The following is a 19,310-nucleotide window of genomic DNA, read 5'->3' on the forward strand; positions in this document are numbered from 1 at the left end:
TGCGAGTAGTTTCGATTGCACCCCGTCCGGCGGCCTCGGTGGCCGGACGTGAAGGAGGACCAGCAATGACCGGGACCGTGTCGGATGCCGCAGCAGTGGACGGGTCGGGCTCACCCACGCTGCCCAGTTACGCGTCGGGAGTGTGGGACGCCCCGATGCTGGGGGACACCATCGGCGACAACCTGGACCGGACCGTCGCCGCCCACGGCGACCGGGACGCGCTCGTCGACCACGCCGGCGGTCGCCGCTGGACGTACACGCAGTTCGCCGCCGACGTGGACGCCATTGCGGCGGGTCTGCTGGACCGCGGGGTCGCGAAGGGTGACCGGGTGGGGATCTGGGCGCCGAACTGCCCGGAATGGGCGATCGTGCAGTACGCGACGGCAAAGGTCGGCGCGATCCTGGTCACCATCAACCCCGCCTACCGGGCGCACGAACTGCGGTACGTCCTCGAACAGGCGGGCATCGTGATGCTGATCTCCGCGGCCCAGTTCCGAACCTCCGACTACGCGGCGATGATCGAGGAGGTGCGGCCGTCTTGCCCCGCCCTCGACTCGGTGATCCTGCTCGGCAGTCCCGACTGGCTGGCGCTGCTCGACGAGGGCCGGGCGTCGCACGCCGCCGACCCGTCCACACTGCGGACGGCCCAGGCCGGGTTGTCCGCGGACGATCCCATCAACATTCAGTACACCTCGGGGACAACGGGTTTCCCGAAGGGTGCGACACTCAGTCACCACAACATCCTGAACAATGGCTACTTCGTCGGCGAGCTCTGCCACTACACCGAACTGGACCGAGTGTGCATCCCGGTGCCGTTCTATCACTGCTTCGGGATGGTGATGGGCAACCTCGCCTGCACCAGTCACGGTGCGGCGATGGTGATCCCGGCGCCCGCCTTCGACCCGGCGGCGACGCTCGCCGCGGTGCAGGCCGAGCGTTGCACGTCGCTGTACGGGGTGCCGACGATGTTCATCGCGGAACTCGCCGACCCCGGCTTCGCCGACTACAACCTATCCAGCCTGCGCACCGGCATCATGGCGGGCTCGCCGTGCCCGGTCGAGGTGATGAAGCAGGTGATGGAACAGATGGGCATGACCGAGGTATCCATCTGCTACGGGATGACCGAGACCTCGCCGGTGTCGCTGCAGACCCGCGCCGACGACACCGTCGACCAGCGGGTGTCCACGGTCGGCCGGGTCGGACCGCACCTCGAGGTGAAGATCGTCGACCCGGCAACGGGATTGACGGCGGCCCGGGGTGAGCCCGGTGAGCTGTGCACCCGCGGGTACTCGGTGATGCTCGGGTACTGGAACGACCCGGAGAAGAGTGCCGAGGCGATTGACAGTGCCCGGTGGATGCACACGGGCGACGTCGGGGTGATGGACCCCGACGGGTACGTCGCGATCACCGGACGGATCAAGGACATGGTGATCCGCGGCGGTGAGAACATCTATCCCCGCGAGATCGAGGAGTTTCTCTACACCCACCCCGACGTCCTCGACGCGCAGGTGATCGGGGTCCCGGACACCAAGTACGGCGAGGAACTGATGGTGTGGGTGCGGATGCGGGACGGCGCAACCCCCCTCGACGCGGACACCCTGCGCGCCTACTGCACCGGGCAGCTCGCGCACTACAAGATTCCGCGGTACGTCCACGTCGTCGACGAATTCCCGATGACCGTCACCGGCAAGGTGCGCAAGATCGAGATGCGGGAAATGTCCGTCCGCCTGATCGGGCGGACGTAGGGGCCCGGCATGGGTGGCGTCGGTGGGTGCGGTGGTCCGGTGATTCGCCCGGAGATCGCCCTGTCGTGGAAGCGATCGGAACTCAGTGGTGTCGACCCGGCAGGAAGCTTCGACGCGCGTCCGTCCGGGGACGTCGACCCGGCGTCACGGCTGCTGCGGGCGGCGCGTCCCGTCCTCGACGAGATCGGGGTGCAGATCGCGGGCACCGAACTGTGCGTGCTGCTTGCCGACCCGGGCTGCCGGATCGTGGCCCGGGTCTTCGACAATCCCGCCGTCGAGCGCCAGCTGGAACTGCTGGGGGTGACCGTCGGGTCCCGATTCGGTGAGGATCATGCCGGCACCAACGCGCTCGGCACACCGCTGGAGGTGCGCCGCGGCGTCGTGGTCAACGGGCCGGAGCACTACCTGGAGCAGTTCAAGAACCTCAGCTGCTACGGGCACCCCATCATCCACCCGGTGACCAGGAGGGTCGAGGGCATTCTCGACCTGACGTGTATCGGGCCGCAGGTGAATTCGCTGTTCGCGCCGTTCCTGCAACGCGCGGCGGGCGACATCGAGCACCGGCTGCTCGAGGGGGCCCGCGCCTCGCAGCGCAGGCTGGTCGACGCCTTCCAACGGGTCTCGCCGCAGCGGCAGGTCGCGGTCGCCGCGGTCGCCGACGACCTGCTGCTGTCCAACCACGCGGCGCAGGAGATGCTCGACGCCGCCGACCACGCCGCCCTGCGGGGACTGGCGGCGGACCTGAGACCGGATCAGTCCCGCACGGCCCGTGTCGAACTCGTGTCGGGGGAGGCGGTGTCGGTGCGGGTGGAGCGGATCGCCGGAGCCGACGGCGGGACGCTGTTCCAGGTGGAGCCGGTGCACCGTGACACGATCCCGGTGCCACGGACCGCGACACCGACGGCGGGCGGTCGTATTCGCTCCGAGCTGGAGCGGGCCCGCAGACGCGACGTTCCGGTGGCGATCCTGGGTGAACCGGGGTCGGGCCGCACCTCCGCCGCCCGCGACGTGCTCGGCTCCGGGGATGCGCGGTGGTTCGACGCGTCGCGGATCGCGGTGCAGGGCGCCGAGTCCTGGATCGCTGGCCTCGCCCGGTGCCTGCAGGCATGCACACCGGTGGTGATCGAGCAGGTGCAGTTGCTGCCGGAGTCGGCGCACCCGCTGGTCGCGGACGCCCTCACCGGGACCGGGCCCCGGGTGGTCGTCACCGCCTGCCCCGACGCCGACCTGCCCCGCCCGGTGGCCGCCCTGATTGCCCGTTGTCCCGAACGGATCACACTGCCGCCGTTACGGAACCGCCGCGCCGAGGTGCCGGACATCGCCCGGTCGATGCTCGCCGGGATCGCGTCAGGGAGCCAGCTGACGGCCTCGGCGCTCGCCGCCCTCGGCGCGGCGCCGTGGCCGGGGAACCTCGCCGAGTTGAGGGTCGTGCTGACCGCGGCAGCGGACCGGATGCCGCGTTCCGGTGGCCGAATCACGTTGTCGGACCTGCCGGAGCAGTACCGGTCATCCGGCCGGGTATCCCGACTCGGTGGGCGCGAGCGCGCCGAGCGGCAGGCGATCGTCGACGCCCTCGCCGAGTGCAGCGGAAACAAGGTGCACGCGGCCGCCCAGCTCGGGATCAGCCGGAGCACCCTCTACACCCGGATGCGCGCCCTCGAGATCACCACCTGACGCGGGCGCCGACTGTCCGAAGCCCGGACAGTTGCGGGCCGTCCGGACAGGGAAATGTGGTTTGCGGCACATCGTTTCCGTCCGAACGGCCCGCACCGCGGGCAGCTCGACCCCCTCGCACCGAAGGAGCTCCGATGACCGCGATCGCCGACCACCCCCTCGCCGCCCGGGTACGGGACTTCCTCGCAGGCGGCCCGAAAAGGCTCCTGATCGGAGGAGAATGGATCGAGGCGGCCTCGGGCCGTACGTTCGCCACCAACGACCCGGCGACCGGGAATCCGCTCACCGAGGTCGCGCACGGGCAGGCCGAGGACGTCGACCGGGCGGTGCGGGCGGCCCGTCGGGCCTTCGATGAGGGCCCGTGGGCGTCCATGAAACCCAATGAGCGCGAACGGTTGATCTGGCGGGTGGGTGACATTCTCACCGAACGGGCCGAGGAGTTCGGGCAGCTCGAGGCCCTCGACAACGGCAAGTCCGCCGCGATCGCGACCGCCGTCGACATGGCATGGGCGGCCGACGTGTTCCGGTACTACGCCGGGTGGGCCACCAAGATCGAGGGCAGCACGGTCAACGTGTCGATGCCGTTCGCCCCCGACGCGCAGTTCCATGCGTACACCCTGCGGGAGCCGGTCGGGGTGTGTGGACTGATCGTGCCGTGGAACTTTCCGCTGCTGATGGCATCGTGGAAGTTGGCGCCCGCACTCGCCGCGGGCAACACGGTGATCCTCAAGCCTGCGGAGCAGACACCGCTGACGGCGCTGCTGCTCGGCGAGGTGTTCCAGGAGGCCGGGTTCCCGCCCGGTGTGGTGAACATCGTCAGCGGCTTCGGTGATGCGGGCGCGGCGCTGGCCGCGCACGACGATGTCGACAAGGTCGCGTTCACCGGGTCGACGGAGGTCGGCAAGAAGATCGTCGACGCGTCGAGAGGCAACCTGAAGAAGGTGACCCTCGAACTCGGTGGCAAGAGCCCGAACATCGTGTTTGCCGACGCGGACTTCGATGCGGCGGTGCAGGGTTCGCTGAACGCCTGGCTGTTCAACCACGGCCAGTGCTGCGTCGCAGGAACCCGACTGTTCGTGGAGGACACCATCTTCGAGGAGTTCACCCAGGCGGTCGCGGACGCGGCCAGTCGGGTGACGATCGGTCCCGGCCTCGACCCGACCACCCAACTCGGACCGCTGGTGTCGCAGGAACAGTTTGACAAGGTCACCGGCTACCTCGCGGCGGGCCTCGCGGACGGGGCCCGCGCGCTCACCGGCGGCAAGCGGTGGGGCGAGACCGGCTACTTCGTCGAACCCACCGTCTTCGTCGACGTCAAGCCCGAGTTCTCCATCGTCCGCGAGGAGATCTTCGGCCCCGTCGTCGCTGCGCTCCCGTTCAACGCCGAGGACGGGGTCGCGGCCGCGGCCAACGACTCGATCTACGGGCTCGCGGCGGGCATCTGGACCAGGGACATCTCCAGGGCACACCGCACCGCGCGGCAGATCAAGGCCGGCTCGGTGTGGATCAACCAGTACAACGGCTTCGACACCGCGATGCCGTTCGGCGGCTACAAGCAGTCCGGGTGGGGACGCGAACTCGGCGCCGCCGGACTCGACGCCTACACGACCACCAAGTCCGTCAACGTCGCACTGTGACAGTACGACCCGACCCTCCCGCCCCCGACCGGTTCGCTCGCAGAAGGAGAATCAGATGAAGACCACCGCAGCAGTCCTGCTCGAGGCGGGCAGGCCGTTCGAGATCATGGAACTCGATCTGGACGGTCCCGGCCCCGGTGAGGTGCTGATCAAGTACACCGCGGCGGGCCTGTGCCATTCGGACCTGCATCTCACCGACGGTGACCTGCCGCCGCGGTACCCGATCGTCGGCGGCCACGAGGGCTCCGGGATCGTCGAGGAGGTCGGTCCCGGCGTCACCAAGGTCAAGCCCGGCGATCACGTGGTGTGCAGCTTCATCCCGAACTGCGGTACCTGCCGCTACTGCTCGACCGGCCGCCAGAACCTGTGCGACATGGGCGCCACCATCCTCGAAGGGTCGATGCCGGACGGTTCGTTCCGATTCCACGGCAGGGGAATGGATTTCGGCGCCATGTGCATGCTCGGCACCTTCGCCGAGCGCGCCACCATCTCCCAGCATTCGGTGGTCAAGGTCGACGACTGGCTGCCGCTGGAGACGGCCGTCCTCGTCGGCTGCGGCGTCCCGTCCGGGTGGGGGACCGCGGTCAACGCCGGCAACCTGCGGGCCGGGGACACCGCCGTCGTCTACGGGGTCGGCGGTCTCGGCATCAACGCCATCCAGGGTGCGGTGAGCGCGGGGTGCAAGTACGTGGTCGCGGTGGATCCGGTACCGCTTAAGCGGGAGACCGCGCTGAAATTCGGTGCCACCCATGCCTTCCCGGACGCCGCCTCCGCCGCAGCGAAGGTGTCGGAGCTGACCTGGGGGCAGGGCGCGGACGCCGCCCTGATCCTGGTCGGCACGGTGGACGAGGAGGTCGTCGGCGCGGCGACCGCGGTGGTCGGCAAGGGCGGAACCGTCGTCATCACCGGCCTGGCGAACCCGGAGAAGCTGACCGTCCACGTGTCGGGCTGCGACCTGACCCTGAACCAGAAGACGATCAAGGGTTCGCTGTTCGGTTCGATGAATCCGCAGTACGACATCGTCAAGCTGCTGCGCCTCTACGACGCCGGGCAGTTGAAGCTCGACGAGCTCGTCACCACCAGGTACCGCCTCGAGGACGTCAACCAGGGCTACGAGGACCTGCGGAACGGCAAGAACATTCGCGGCGTGATCGTCCACGGTTCCTGACCCGGGCGGGCGGCGCCGCACGGCCGGTCATCGGTCGTGCGGCGCCGTGCGTGGGGCTGTTAGGTTGACGCCGTCAACCAGAATACCCATTCGGAGGTGCGATGACGTCGGCAGCGCGAACCAGTCCAATCGACCTGCTCGGCACGGACGTGGCCGCATGGAATGCGTATCGGTCCAGCGACGACGGAGCGGTCGACCTGGGCGATGCGGACCTCGCAGGCGCGATGCTGGCCGGCGCGAACCTGGCGGGGGTCGACCTCACCGGCGCGGACCTGTCGGGGGCCGTCCTCGTCGACGCCACCCTGGCGGGCGCGCGTCTCGTCTCCGCGGACCTCGTCGGTGCCGACCTGACGCGAGCCGATCTCAGCGGCGTGCGGGCGCACGACGCCAACCTCACCGGCGCGTACCTCACCCGGTCCCGACTCCGGGACGCCGACCTGACGATGGCGTATCTGACGTCGACCTACCTCGGGCACGCCGACCTGGCCGGTGCCGACCTGTCCGACGCCTATCTGACCGGCGCCTACCTCGGCGATGCCGACCTGACCGGCGTCATCCTGACCGGCGCCTACCTGGGGAAGGTCAACCTGACCGGGGCGGTCCTCGACGCGACCGACCTGACGGGTGCGGACCTGACCGACGCCGTCCTGCCGGACGGCACCACCGCGGACTGACGCGTCGTCGGCGCCGTTGCGCGGCAATGGGGTTCCGCTCGGCGTTGGACTGTGCCACCATCGAGGGGTTACAGACTTCTCGTCCCGCTCGGTGTCCGAGAGGAGAATCGCAATGTTCTGGAACATCGTCGGCACCATCGTCTTCGGTGCCGTGATCGGCGTGCTCGCCCGCCTGATCATCCCCGGTAAGCAGGCGATGGGGTGGATCATCACCGTGGTGCTCGGCATCGCAGGCGCTCTCATCGGATATTGGGTGTGGGACGGGTTGCTCGGCCAGGGCGACACCGGCGGCGTCGACTGGATCCGCTGGGTCATCAGCATCGCGGCAGCGGCCGTCCTCGCCCTCGGCTACCAGGCGATCGCTCGGGGAATGGACCATTCCGGTCCCGCCAGGCACGCGTAGTCCTTGGGGGGTGCCGCCCGGCGTCGCCCCGCGCCCGGTCAACGAGATCCTGGTGCTTCGCGCGGCGTTCGCGGCGCGGCTACCGGGGTGAGTACATGATGACGGCGACGCCGGCGAGGCAGATCAGCGCGCCGAGAAGGTCCCAGCGGTCGGGCCGGAATCCGTCGAGGGCCATCGCCCACACCAGCGATCCCGCGACGAACACGCCCCCGTACGCGGCGAGGATCCGGCCGAAGTTCGCGTCCGGTTGCAGTGTCGCGACGAACCCGTAGACGCCGAGGGCGAGCACCCCGAGACCGGCGACCAGCCAGCCACGGTGTTCCCGCACGCCCTGCCACACCAACCAGGCGCCGCCGATCTCAAACACGGCTGCGATGGCGAACAGGGCAATGGACTTGGCGACGGTCATGTCAGCACGGTATCGGGGGCGTGCTGCCTGGCCGCGACCTACGGTGGGGGTGTGTCCGCGTTCGGCGTCGACGATGGCGCGTGGAAACGTCCGCGCGCCTGGCGGGTCACGCGGTCAGACGCCGGGGGCGAGCGCCGCCGTCGTCATCCGGCGCAGCACGTCGCGGGTGTGGCTGGGGGTGGTCCGCGCCGCGCTGTGCGGCGTCGAGTTGATCAGGCCGAACGTCGCGTGCGCCTTGGTGCGGGCCTCCGTCTCGGTCAGCGCGGGGTCGGTCTCGCGCAGCACCTGAACCCACAGTTCGACGTACCGCCGCTGGAACTGTCGTACCTGCCGCCGCGCCGCGTCGGGCAGCGAGGCGAGGTCGCGGTCCTGCACCCGGATCAGGTCGGATTCGCCGAGCGCGAAGTCCAGGTGGAATTCGACCAGGCCCGCGAGCGCGGCGTCCGGGTCCCGCGCCCCCTCGACCACGTCGGTGCCGCCGTCGAACAGGCGCGCGCTGATGTCGACGAGCAGTTCGACCAGCAGGGCCTCCTTGTTCGGGAAGTGCCGGTACACGGCGGGACCGCTGATCCCGACCGCGGACCCGAGGTCCTCCAGGCGGACGCCCGCGTAGCCGCGTTCGGCGATCAGCCGTGCGGCCGCGTGCAGCAGTTGACGGCGGCGGTCGGCCTTGGCCTGGCTCCGCCGCGTCGGGGCGGACACGTCGTCCGTCACGCCGTCACCTCCTGTACTTCCCGGGGTATGGACAACTCAGTTAAGCACGGTTATCTTGAATTCGGTTATTGACCGTTAACCGAATTGACCGGACAGGTGGCGGAATGGGCTTCGACGGGGATCTGAACAGGGCCGAACACGAGCGGCTGGTGACGGAATTGCGTGAGCGCGTTGCCGCCGCCGCGCTCGGCGGCAGCGAGCGGTCCCGGCAACGGCACGTCGACCGGGGCAAGCTGCTCCCGCGGGACCGGGTGAACACCCTGCTCGATCCGGGCAGTCCGTTCCTCGAGTTCTCGCCCCTCGCGGCGAACGGCCTCTACGACGACGAATGCCCCGGCGCGGGCATGATCGCGGGCATCGGCCGGGTTGCGGGCCGGGAATGCGTGATCGTCGCCAATGACGCGACCGTCAAGGGCGGCACCTACTACCCGATGACGGTCAAGAAGCATCTCCGCGCGCAGGAGATTGCGCTGCAGAATCACCTGCCGTGCATCTACCTCGTCGATTCCGGTGGCGCGTTCCTGCCGAGGCAGGACGAGGTGTTCCCGGACCGCGAGCACTTCGGCCGCATCTTCTACAACCAGGCCACGATGAGCGCCAGGGGGATTGCGCAGATCGCCTCGGTGATGGGGTCGTGCACCGCGGGCGGTGCGTACGTGCCCGCGATGAGCGACGAGGCCGTCATCGTCCGCAACCAGGGCACCATCTTCCTCGGTGGCCCGCCGCTGGTGAAGGCCGCGACCGGGGAGGTCGTCACCGCGGAGGAGCTCGGCGGCGGGGACCTGCACTCGAAGGTCTCCGGGGTCACCGACCACCTCGCCGCCGACGACCAGGATGCGCTGCGCATCGTGCGCAACATCGTCGCCACGCTCGGCCCGCGCGGCCCGCGGCCATGGGAGGTCGCCGCGACCGTGGACCCGGACGCCGATCAGAACGAGCTCTACGACGTGGTCCCCACCGACCCGCGCACCCCGTACGACGTGCACGAGGTGATCGGCCGGATCGTGGACGGCGCCGCCGAGACCGACCACCGCGACGGCACCAGCTTCCAGGAGTTCAAGGCCGAATACGGCAAGACACTGGTCACCGGTTTCGCGCGGATCCACGGCCACCCGGTCGGCATCGTCGCCAACAACGGCGTCCTGTTCGCCGAATCCGCCATGAAGGGCGCGCATTTCATCGAGTTGTGCGACAAGCGGTCCATCCCGCTGGTGTTCCTGCAGAACATCGCCGGCTTCATGGTCGGCCGCGACTACGAGGCGGGCGGCATCGCCAAGCACGGCGCGAAGATGGTCACCGCCGTCGCCTGTGCGCGGGTACCGAAGCTGACCGTCGTGATCGGCGGCTCCTACGGCGCGGGCAACTACTCGATGTGTGGGCGGGCGTACTCGCCCCGGTTCCTGTGGATGTGGCCGAACGCGCGGATCTCGGTGATGGGCGGCGAGCAGGCGGCGTCGGTGCTCGGCACCGTCGGCTCCGGCAGCGACCCGGACGCGATTCGTGCCCAGTACGAGGCGCAGGGCAACCCCTACTACTCGACCGCCCGGCTGTGGGACGACGGCATCATCGACCCGGCCGACACCAGAACTGTTCTCGGACTGGCCCTGTCGGTGTGTGCGAACGCGCCGATCGAGCCCGTCTCCTACGGCGTCTTCCGGATGTGAGCGACATGACTGTGAGCGAAATGATGACGACGGCACCATCTTCCGACACCGCGGGCGCGTTCCGCACCGTCCTTGTCGCCAACCGCGGCGAGATCGCGGTCCGGGTGATCCGCACCCTGCGCGCGATGGGGATTCGCTCGGTCGCCGTCTACAGCGACGCCGACATCGACGCCAGGCACGTCCACGAGGCGGACACCGCGGTGCGGCTCGGCCCGGCGCAGGCCAGGGAGAGCTACCTCGACATCGGGAAGGTGGTCGACGCGGCGCTGCGGACCGGCGCGCAGGCCGTGCACCCGGGCTACGGATTTCTCTCCGAGAACGCGGCATTCGCGGCGGCACTGGAGCAGGCGGGCATCGCGTTCCTCGGACCGTCCGCGCACGCCATCGAGGTGATGGGCGACAAGATCACCGCCAAGAACGCGGTCGCCGCGTTCGATGTGCCCGTGGTTCCGGGCATCGCGAGGCCGGGCCTGACCGACTCCGAACTGATCGACGCCGCCGGCGAGGTCGGCTACCCGGTGCTGGTGAAACCGTCCGCGGGCGGCGGCGGCAAGGGCATGCGGCTGGTGGAGGATCCCGCGGACCTGCCCGCGGCGCTGGCCAGTGCGCGCCGGGAGGCGGCGTCCGCGTTCGGCGACGACACCCTATTCCTGGAACGATTCGTGCTGCGGCCAAGGCACATCGAGGTGCAGGTCCTCGCCGACACCCACGGGAACGTGATCCACCTCGGTGAACGCGAGTGCAGCCTGCAGCGCCGACACCAGAAGGTCATCGAGGAGGCGCCGTCACCGCTGCTGGACGCCGCGACCCGGGCCCGGATCGGCGCTGCGGCGTGCAACACGGCCCGCAGCGTCGACTACGCGGGCGTCGGCACCGTCGAGTTCATCGTCTCCGCGGACCGTCCGGACGAGTTCTTCTTCATGGAGATGAACACCCGGCTGCAGGTCGAGCACCCGGTCACCGAGATGGTCACCGGCGTCGACCTGGTCGAATGGCAGCTGCGGGTCGCGGCAGGGGAGAAGCTGACACTCGGCCAGGACGCCGTCACGATGACCGGGCACGCGATCGAGGCCCGCGTCTACGCCGAGGACCCGGCCCGCGGCTTCCTGCCGACCGGCGGCACCGTCGTCGACCTCGTCGAGCCGAGCGGCCCCGGGGTGCGGGTGGATTCCGGCCTGCGGGTCGGCACGGTGGTCGGCAGCGACTACGACCCGATGCTCTCGAAGGTGATCGTGCACGGCCCGGACCGTGCGACGGCGCTGCGCGGCCTCGACCGTGCCCTCGCGCGGACCGCGATCCTCGGTGTCGTCACCAACATCGACTTCGCCCGGTTCCTGCTCGCCGACCCCGACGTGCGCGCGGGCAACCTCGACACCGGACTGCTGGACCGGCGCCTCGGCGACTTCGTCGCACCCGAACCGAGCGACGACCAGATCGTCGCGGCAGGCGCGTACCGGTGGCTGCAACTGTGGCCGCGAACGCCCGCGGACCCGTGGGGCGTCCCCACCGGCTGGCGGGTCGGCGGCGCCGTCCCCACCAGCTTCCGGCTCGCCACGTCGACCCGCACGGAGCACGTGCGGATCACCGGCCGCCCGGAGGCGGCGACGGTGCAACTCGAGGACGGGGTCAGCCGGTCCCTGACCGCCTCGTCGGACGGCGGCGCGCTCCGCGTCGTGATCGACGGGCGCAGCGAGACGTACCGCGTCGCCGACGGTGACGGACACCTGTGGCTGGCCTCGTCGTCCGGGGTCGCGCTGGTCCGGGAGATCGCCGAGGAGAGCGTCCGCGGCGGTGACGCGCACGCCGGGGAGGCCGAGCTGACCAGCCCGATGCCCGGCGCCGTGATCGCCGTCGGCGCGAAGGACGGCGCCGTCGTCACCGCGGGCACCGCGCTCGTCGTCGTCGAGGCGATGAAGATGGAGCACACCCTCACCGCCCCCATCGACGGCACCGTCGAAATCCACGTCGCTGCAGGCGATCAGGTCAAGGTGGACCAGCTGCTCGCCCGCGTGATTCCCACCGACACAGACACCGAGAAGGGTGACCAGTCATGACCGACTACCTCTCCACCGGGTCGCTGCCCGACGAGTACGAGCAGCTCGCCAAGACCGTCCGCGACTTCGCGCAGACCGTCGTCGCGCCGGTCGCCGCCGAGCACGACGCCAACCACACCTTCCCGTACGAGGTGATCGACGGGATGGCGGACCTCGGCCTGTTCGGTCTGCCGTTCCCCGAGGAGTACGGCGGCCAGGGCGGCGACTACTTCGCGCTGTGCCTGGCGCTTGAGGAACTCGGCAAGGTCGACCAGTCGGTCGCCATCACCCTCGAGGCCGGGGTGTCGCTCGGCGCGATGCCGGTGTACCGGTTCGGCAACGACGCCCAGAAGCAGGAGTGGTTGCCGCAGTTGACGAGTGGCCGCAGCCTGGCCGCGTTCGGGTTGACCGAGCCCGGCGCAGGGAGCGACGCTGGCGGCACCCGCACCACCGCCCGCGAGGACGGCGACAGCTGGGTGATCAACGGCAACAAGCAGTTCATCACCAACTCCGGAACGGACATCACGACCCTGGTCACCGTCACCGCGGTCACCGGGGTGAAGGACAATGGCAAGAAGGAGATCTCGACGATCCTGGTGCCCGCCAACACGCCGGGGTTCACCGCCGAACCCGCCTACAACAAGGTCGGCTGGAACGCCTCCGACACCCACCCGCTGTCCTTCGACGACGTGCGGGTCCCGCGAGCGAACCTGCTCGGCGAACGCGGTCGCGGCTACGCCAACTTCCTGCGGATCCTCGACGAGGGCCGGATCGCGATCGCGGCGTTGTCCGTCGGCGCCGCGCAGGGCTGCGTCGACGAGTCGGTGAAGTACGCGAAGGAGCGGGAGGCGTTCGGGCACCCGATCGGGGCCAACCAGGCGATCGCGTTCAAGATCGCCCGGATGGAGGCCCGCGCACACACCGCCCGCACCGCCTACTACGACGCGGCCGCATTGATGCTGTCCGGCAAGCCGTTCAAGAAGCAGGCGTCGATCGCGAAGCTGGTCGCCAGCGAGGCCGCGATGGACAACGCCCGCGATGCGACGCAGATCTTCGGCGGCTACGGCTTCATGAACGAGTACACCGTCGCCCGGCACTACCGGGACAGCAAGATCCTCGAGATCGGCGAGGGCACCACCGAGGTGCAGCTGATGCTGATCGCGCGGGAGGCGGGGCTGTGAGCGGCGCGCAGCCGCGCCGGGTGGTCCAGCGCGGCCTGTGGTTCGAGGAGTTTGAGACCGGCGTCGTCTACGAGCACCGGCCCGGCCGGACCGTCACCGAGTCCGACAATGTCCTGTTCACCACGCTGACGATGAACACCCAGGCGCTGCACCTCGACGCCGCGTTCGCCGACGCGCTGCCGCCGTTCAACGCTCGGCTGGTGAACTCGATGTTCACCCTGTCCACCCTCGTTGGCCTGTCGGTGGCGCAGCTGACGCAGGGCACCATCGTCGGCAACCTCGGGTTCTCCGAGGTCGCGTTCCCGATGCCGCTGTTCCACGGCGACACGATGTACGCGGAGACCGTGATCGTCGACAAGCGGGCGTCGAGGAGCAGGCCCGGTGAGGGCATCGTGACCTTCGCGCACACCGCCCGAAACCAGCACGGCGACGTCGTCGCCACCGCGGTCCGCACCACGATGGTCCGGATGCGCCCGGAGGGGGAGCAATGACGGAGTGGAGCCCCCCGGGGCCCGCCTGGCTGTTCTGCCCGGCCGACCGGCCGGAGCGGTTCGCGAAGGCCGCCGCCGCGGCGGACGTGGTGATCCTCGACCTCGAGGACGGCGTCGCGCCCGGTGACCGGGAGGCGGCCAGGCGTGCCCTGATCGACACCCCGCTCGACCCGCGGCGGACCGTCGTCCGGATCAACGCGCACGGCACCGACGACCAGCGGCTCGACCTGGAGGCGCTGCTATCGACGAACTATCCGCGGGTGATGCTCCCCAAGTGCGAGTCCGCGGACCAGGTGCGGTCGCTGGCGCCGAGGCAGGTGATCGCGCTGATCGAGTCCCCGCTCGGCGTGCTGACCGTCGCCGAATCGGTGCAGGTCGCCAACGCGATCGGCGTGATGTGGGGCGCCGAGGACCTGGTCGCCGCGCTCGGCGGGAACTCCAGCCGCCGCGCCGACGGCACCTACCGGGACGTGGCACGGCACGCCAGGTCGGTGTCGCTGCTCGCCGCGAAGGCGCACGGCAGGCTCGCCCTCGATGCGGTGTACCTCGACATCGGTGATCTCACCGGCCTGCGGGCCGAGGCGGACGACGCCGTCGCGGTCGGGTTCGACGCCAAGGTGTCGATCCACCCGAGCCAGGTCCCGGTGGTGCGGGAGGCGTATGCGCCGACACGGGATGACCTCGACTGGGCGCGCAGGCTGCTCGCCGCTGCGGGTGCGGAGCGCGGCGTGTTCACCTTCGAGGGCAAGATGGTGGACGCCCCGGTGTTCCGGCACGCCGAGCGGATCGTGCGTCGGGCGGGTGATCAGGAGGTCGAGTGACGATGACGGGACCACACGCAGCGGGGGACCACTCGACGGGGCCGCAGTGGGTTCCGTCGGACGAGGACGTCGAGGGGGCACGCGTCACCGACTTCGCCTCGTGGGCGGAGGGACGATGGGGTGTCCGGTTGCCCGACTACCCGACCCTGTGGCGGTGGTCCGTCGACGACCTCGACGACTTCTGGCTCTCGGTGTGGGAGTACTTCGAGGTCCAGTCGCCGACGCAGCCCGGCCCGGCCCTCGTCGATGACACGATGCCCGGCGCCCGCTGGTTCCCGGACGTGCGGCTGAACTACACCCGGCAGGCGTTGCGGCACGAGACGCGGCGCAGGCCGGCGATCCGCTACTCCGGGGAGGGTGTCGCCGACACCTCGGTGTCCTGGGCGGAACTGCGGCGGCAGGTCGGTGCGCTGGCGGCCACGTTGAAGGCACACGGCGTCGGCCAGGGGGATCGGGTCGTCGGGTATCTGCCCAACATTCCGGAAGCGGTGATCGCGTTCCTCGCGACCGCGAGCCTGGGCGCGGTGTGGGCGGCGTGCGGTCAGGACTACTCCGCACCCGCCGCCCTGGCCCGGCTCGGGCAGCTGGACCCGGTCGCGTTGATCGTCGCGGACGGGTACCGGTTCGGCGGCACGGTGCACCGACGCGACGCCGAGGTCGCGGACCTCCGCGCCGGACTGCCGACGCTGCGCCTGACGGTCCGCACCCCGCACCTCGGCGGCGCGGCCGACGACGAGTCGGCGGAGCCCGCGGGCCCGCCGCCGCCGCCGCCGGGGGCCGTGCTGTGCTGGGCCGAGGCGACCGCCGGGGCGGCGCCGCTGGATCCGGTCGACGTCCCATTCGACCATCCGCTGTGGGTGGTGTTCTCCAGCGGCACCACCGGGCTGCCGAAGGGCATCGTGCACGGTCACGGTGGTGTGGTGCTCGAGCATCTGAAGTCATTGGCGCTGCAGAACGACATCGGCGCCGCCGACACCCTGTTCTGGTACACCAGCCCCAGCTGGATGATGTGGAACTTCCAGGTCGCGGCGCTGCTGGTCGGTGCGACCATCGTCTGTTACGACGGCAGCCCGTCGTACCCGGCGCCGGACGCGTTGTGGGAGTTGGCGTCCCGCACTCGTGCGACGATGCTCGGCACCAGTCCCGGCTATCTGCTCGGGTGCGCGAAGGCCGGTGTGGTGCCCCGGGACGCGCACGACCTGTCCGCGTTGCGGTCGGTGGGGATCACCGGCTCCGCGCTGCCGCCGTCGTCGTCGATGTGGCTGTCCGAGAACGTCGGCGAGACGGTGCCGGTGTTCTCGATCAGTGGTGGAACCGATGTGGTGACGGCGTTCGCCGGTGGCGTCCGGACGGTGCCGGTGTGGCCGGGTGAGCTGTCGGTGCCGTACCTCGGGGTCGCCCTCGACGCGTTCGACGAGAATGGGGGGTCGGTGCGGGGCGCGGTCGGGGAGCTGGTGGTGACCCGCCCGATGCCGTCGATGCCGGTGTCGTTCTGGAACGACGCCGACGGTGCGCGCTACCGGGACGCCTACTTCGCCGACTATCCGGGGGTGTGGCGGCACGGGGACTGGATCACGATCACCGACCGGGGCAGTGTCGTGGTACACGGACGTTCGGATTCCACATTGAACCGCAACGGTATTCGAATGGGCAGCGCCGACATCTATCAGGCCGTCGAGGGGCTGCCCGAGGTGGCGGAGGCGCTCGTACTCGGCGTCGAGGAGGCCGACGGCGGATACTGGATGCCGCTGTTCGTCGTCCTCGCCGAGGGGGTGGAACTCGACGATGCGGTCCGCGAGCGGATCCGCGGCGCGGTGCGGGACCAGGTGTCGCCGCGGCACGTCCCCGACGAGGTCCTCGCCGCGCCCGGCATCCCGCACACCCGCACCGGGAAGAAGCTCGAGGTGCCGCTCAAGCGGATCCTGCAGGGCGGGGATCCGTCCCGGATCGTCGATCGCAGCGCCGTCGACGCACCCGACCTGATCGACTGGTACGCCGCCCGGCAGCGGTGACGCGACCGGTCGGGAAGGATCGGCCCCGGTAGGCGGGGTCGATCCTTCCCGATCAGGTGGTCCGGCCGAGCGCGCGGATCAGCGCGGCGTTGAGGGTGTCCGCGGGGGTCATCGGCAGGGTGTGGTGGGTGGCGCCGTCCAGGACCGTGACGTGGGCCCGCGGCATGGCCGTCGAGATCGTGGTCGCAAGTCGGCCGCTGCGGTGTGCCTTGCTGTCGGCCGCGAGGATCACGGTTGTGTCCACTGGGGACTCGGCGAGCGCGGCGCGGCGGGGCCGTTTCGGGACGATGGTCCTCGATGTCGGAAAGTGCTCGGCGCCGAGGGCGAGGAGGGTGAGCCAATCGTCGTCGATCGGCGCCGCGTCGGTCTCCCAGCGGATGAAGGCGCGTTCCCGGGTCTCGGTGGGGCGCAGCAGGATCGGTGCGGCGCGGGCGAGGTACCGGAAGCGGAATCCCGCGAAACACGACGTGGGGTCGAGCAGAACGAGGGTCGAGACCCGGTCCGGGCGGTGGAGCGCGAAGGCGAGTGCGATCATCGCGCCGTACGAATGCCCGACGAGGCGGAATGTGTCGAGGCCAAGTCCGGTGGTGACGGCGTGCAACCAGGACAGTAGGTCGTCGGCGGTGCGCATCGGGTCGCCGTGCGCGGTGCTGCATCCCGCGTCGCCGAGCAGGTCGAGCGCGTGGATCCGGTGGTTCTCGGCGAGAGCGGCCACGTTCGCGAACCACACCGTGGAGGTCGCGCCCGCACCGGGCAGCAACACGACGGGTGGGGCATCCGCGCGGCCACAGGAGTGCACCCGGGTGGTGCCGAACCGGGACTCCACGTCGGTGCTGGTCACCTCGACGGGCCACTTTCCGAGTACGCGGTCGTAGGCGCGCCGGAAGGCGGCGCCCTCGACGCTGGCGGTGAAGTCGGCGAACGTGCGCACGGCCACTCCTTAGATAGCTCGATGAATCGAGATACTTTGGTTGTCGAGATAGTAGGGTGTCGGCATCGAGTTGTCGACACCTGGAGTTGCGGATGGACACTGGCAGCAAGGCCGACGAGAACCCGGTGCGCGGTGAGGACCCGCTCGGCACCGTCCACCGACTGCGCGCGTTGATGGTCGAACTACACCTGATCGGTGCCGAGTTCGCGCGGGTGAACGGGTTGCACGCCACCGACGTCCGCGCCCTGATCTGCCTGCTCGATGCCCGCCGTGCCGGGCGGGCCGCGACCCCGACGTGGCTGCGCGAACAGCTGCACCTCAATTCGGCGTCGGTGACCGCACTGGTTGATCGGATGGGGCGGGCGGGGCTCGTGCGGAGGACCAGGGACGAGCGGGACCGGCGACGGGTCCGCGTCGACGTCACCCCGCATGCCGTGGAACTCGGCTGGTCGTTCTTCGGTCCGGTGATCGCCAACGCGACGGCCGTGATCGGTGGGTACAGCGTCGAGGACCGCGCGGTCGTCGACCGATTCCTTGCCGACATGACCCGAGCGGTCGAGGCACAGGCGGGCGGCGAGGAAGGCGGATAGCGTACGGCGCGGTACGGAGGTGGCAAGGCCGCACCGCGGGGTTCGCGGCGGGCGCGCCGGTGGCGTCGTCGCTACGATCGGTGGCATGGCCCTTCTGTATGACGCAGAGTTGTCTCCCACCAAGATCGACCTGATCCGAAACTGGCTGCCGCGCGCGCACTTCGGTGTCGGTGCCGCGCCCGCCTTGGAGCGGGTTGGTGCATTCCGGTTTGACGATCCGGCGGGTGAAGTCGGTGTGGAGACGCACCTGGTGCGCGGCGCCGACGACGTCATCCATCAGGTACCGATGACCTATCGTTCGACGCCGCTGGTCGGCGCGCGGCTGATCGGGGAGATGGATCATTCGGTGCTCGGGCGCCGCTACGTCTATGACGCGACAACCGACCCTGTCTACGTGCAGCAACTGCTCGTCGTTGTCTACGGCGGTGGCCGCGAGGCCGAGCAGTACATCCACGTCGATGATGCTGAGCCGAGAAGGATCGCCAGCACGGTTCGTGTCCGGGGCAGCGGGGCCGGCGGAGCCGAGGCTCCCGCCGTCACGCGGGTCAGCGTCGCGGATCACGGTGGTAGCACCATCATCGGCGCGGGCAGGATCGAAGTCGTTGTGCACCATCAACCGGTGGATGCGGATCCGGACGGACCCACGCTGGTCGGCGAGTGGGACGGTGGTCGAGGTGTGCTGGCGTCGGTAAGGCAGTTGGACGCCTCCACACCGTGGTAGCGCACCGAAACGGACTTCCCCTGGTGCCGCACGCGCCGACCTGCGCTGGTGCGGCGTTCGGACGGGCAGCCGCCCAGGCCGCGACCTATCCGGTCGTGGCCTCGGCGGCTCCGTGGTTCTATTGTGTTTCAGGGTGTTTCAGGTGCTGAACAGCAACTGTCTTCGATTGTGTGCCGGGATGGGTTTCCGGTCGGGGTCGATCCAGTGTGGGGGTGTGAACCACGGATGGCCATCGTCTCCGATGTACACAGTCCATTTGCCTTTGTGGATATATCGGTGGTGAAAGCGGCAGAGCAGCACCAGGTTCGACAGTTTCGTTTCGCCTCCGTTGGCCCAGTGATGAATATGGTGGGCGTCGGTCCAGGCGGTGGGTCGGCCGCATCCTGGGTAGGCGCAGCCGCAGTCGCGGGCGTCGAGGGCGCGGCGGAGTCGGCGGGGGATG

Annotated in this window: 18 protein-coding genes; 14 read left to right on the forward strand and 4 right to left on the reverse strand. The window is 69.9% G+C overall.

Annotation, left to right across the window (positions count from 1 at the left end; all coding sequences use genetic code 11):
* Nucleotides 1–65: 65 nt before the first annotated feature.
* The 6 genes from ACWF62_RS16980 (at nucleotide 66) to ACWF62_RS17005 (ending at nucleotide 7,301) form a co-directional block, all read left to right on the forward strand.
* Nucleotides 66–1,745 carry an AMP-binding protein gene (locus ACWF62_RS16980; protein WP_452630693.1) on the forward strand — a complete coding sequence of 560 codons (1,680 nt, stop codon included), beginning with the start codon at nucleotides 66–68 and terminating at the stop codon, nucleotides 1,743–1,745.
* A 9-nt stretch (nucleotides 1,746–1,754) separates the two neighbouring features.
* The gene (locus ACWF62_RS16985; RefSeq protein WP_452630694.1) at nucleotides 1,755–3,419 is read left to right on the forward strand and encodes a sigma-54-dependent Fis family transcriptional regulator; all 1,665 of its coding nucleotides are present in this window, start codon (nucleotides 1,755–1,757) and stop codon (nucleotides 3,417–3,419) included.
* 134 nt (nucleotides 3,420–3,553) lie between these two features.
* On the forward strand, nucleotides 3,554–5,056 hold the full coding sequence (locus tag ACWF62_RS16990; protein ID WP_378571089.1) for an aldehyde dehydrogenase family protein: 1,503 nt from the start codon (nucleotides 3,554–3,556) through the stop codon (nucleotides 5,054–5,056).
* Between the two features lie 55 nt (nucleotides 5,057–5,111).
* Nucleotides 5,112–6,224 (forward strand): NDMA-dependent alcohol dehydrogenase, encoded by a 1,113-nt coding sequence (locus ACWF62_RS16995; RefSeq protein ID WP_378508111.1) that lies wholly within the window; start codon nucleotides 5,112–5,114, stop codon nucleotides 6,222–6,224.
* 101 nt (nucleotides 6,225–6,325) lie between these two features.
* Complete coding sequence (locus tag ACWF62_RS17000) at nucleotides 6,326–6,898, forward strand: pentapeptide repeat-containing protein (protein ID WP_378571091.1); 573 nt, start codon at nucleotides 6,326–6,328, stop codon at nucleotides 6,896–6,898.
* Between the two features lie 112 nt (nucleotides 6,899–7,010).
* Nucleotides 7,011–7,301: a GlsB/YeaQ/YmgE family stress response membrane protein gene (locus ACWF62_RS17005; protein ID WP_378571093.1), complete on the forward strand. Its 291-nt coding sequence runs from the start codon at nucleotides 7,011–7,013 to the stop codon at nucleotides 7,299–7,301.
* A gap of 79 nt (nucleotides 7,302–7,380) precedes the next feature.
* Here the strand turns inward: ACWF62_RS17005 and ACWF62_RS17010 are convergent, their stop codons facing one another.
* A complete protein-coding gene (locus ACWF62_RS17010) occupies nucleotides 7,381–7,710 on the reverse strand; it encodes a YnfA family protein (protein ID WP_378508108.1) in 330 nt (109 codons plus the stop codon).
* Between the two features lie 114 nt (nucleotides 7,711–7,824).
* Complete coding sequence (locus tag ACWF62_RS17015) at nucleotides 7,825–8,424, reverse strand: SACE_7040 family transcriptional regulator (RefSeq protein WP_378571095.1); 600 nt, start codon at nucleotides 8,422–8,424, stop codon at nucleotides 7,825–7,827.
* Between the two features lie 104 nt (nucleotides 8,425–8,528).
* Between ACWF62_RS17015 and ACWF62_RS17020 the strand changes: the two genes are divergently transcribed.
* From ACWF62_RS17020 to ACWF62_RS17045, 6 genes are read left to right on the forward strand one after another with little or no spacing between them, the layout of a single operon-like run.
* Complete coding sequence (locus tag ACWF62_RS17020) at nucleotides 8,529–10,088, forward strand: carboxyl transferase domain-containing protein (RefSeq protein ID WP_378571097.1); 1,560 nt, start codon at nucleotides 8,529–8,531, stop codon at nucleotides 10,086–10,088.
* Between the two features lie 5 nt (nucleotides 10,089–10,093).
* Complete coding sequence (locus tag ACWF62_RS17025; protein WP_452630695.1) at nucleotides 10,094–12,142, forward strand: ATP-binding protein; 2,049 nt, start codon at nucleotides 10,094–10,096, stop codon at nucleotides 12,140–12,142.
* Nucleotides 12,139–13,302, forward strand: coding sequence for an acyl-CoA dehydrogenase family protein (locus ACWF62_RS17030; protein ID WP_378571101.1), 1,164 nt, complete (start codon nucleotides 12,139–12,141; stop codon nucleotides 13,300–13,302). Before ACWF62_RS17025 ends, ACWF62_RS17030 begins: the two co-directional genes overlap by 4 nt.
* On the forward strand, nucleotides 13,299–13,793 hold the full coding sequence (locus ACWF62_RS17035; RefSeq protein ID WP_378571104.1) for a MaoC family dehydratase: 495 nt from the start codon (nucleotides 13,299–13,301) through the stop codon (nucleotides 13,791–13,793). Before ACWF62_RS17030 ends, ACWF62_RS17035 begins: the two co-directional genes overlap by 4 nt.
* Nucleotides 13,790–14,614 (forward strand): HpcH/HpaI aldolase/citrate lyase family protein, encoded by an 825-nt coding sequence (locus ACWF62_RS17040; protein WP_452630696.1) that lies wholly within the window; start codon nucleotides 13,790–13,792, stop codon nucleotides 14,612–14,614. Before ACWF62_RS17035 ends, ACWF62_RS17040 begins: the two co-directional genes overlap by 4 nt.
* Before the next feature lie 2 nt (nucleotides 14,615–14,616).
* Entirely contained in the window at nucleotides 14,617–16,626 is a 2,010-nt protein-coding gene (locus ACWF62_RS17045) for an acetoacetate--CoA ligase (RefSeq protein ID WP_452630697.1), read from the forward strand.
* Between the two features lie 52 nt (nucleotides 16,627–16,678).
* Here ACWF62_RS17045 and ACWF62_RS17050 read toward each other — a convergent pair whose 3' ends face one another.
* On the reverse strand, nucleotides 16,679–17,557 hold the full coding sequence (locus tag ACWF62_RS17050) for an alpha/beta fold hydrolase (protein WP_452630698.1): 879 nt from the start codon (nucleotides 17,555–17,557) through the stop codon (nucleotides 16,679–16,681).
* Nucleotides 17,558–17,649: 92 nt separating this feature from the next.
* On the opposite strand from ACWF62_RS17050, the gene ACWF62_RS17055 reads away from it, so the two are divergent.
* Nucleotides 17,650–18,147 (forward strand): MarR family transcriptional regulator, encoded by a 498-nt coding sequence (locus tag ACWF62_RS17055; RefSeq protein ID WP_452630699.1) that lies wholly within the window; start codon nucleotides 17,650–17,652, stop codon nucleotides 18,145–18,147.
* Between the two features lie 85 nt (nucleotides 18,148–18,232).
* On the forward strand, nucleotides 18,233–18,868 hold the full coding sequence (locus tag ACWF62_RS17060; RefSeq protein ID WP_378508098.1) for a maltokinase N-terminal cap-like domain-containing protein: 636 nt from the start codon (nucleotides 18,233–18,235) through the stop codon (nucleotides 18,866–18,868).
* 138 nt (nucleotides 18,869–19,006) lie between these two features.
* On the opposite strand, the gene ACWF62_RS17065 is transcribed toward ACWF62_RS17060, so the two are convergent.
* Nucleotides 19,007–19,310: HNH endonuclease signature motif containing protein (locus ACWF62_RS17065; RefSeq protein ID WP_452630700.1), on the reverse strand; the 304-nt coding region annotated here is incomplete at its 5' end.

Source organism: Rhodococcus sp. NPDC054953 (assembly GCF_053609225.1).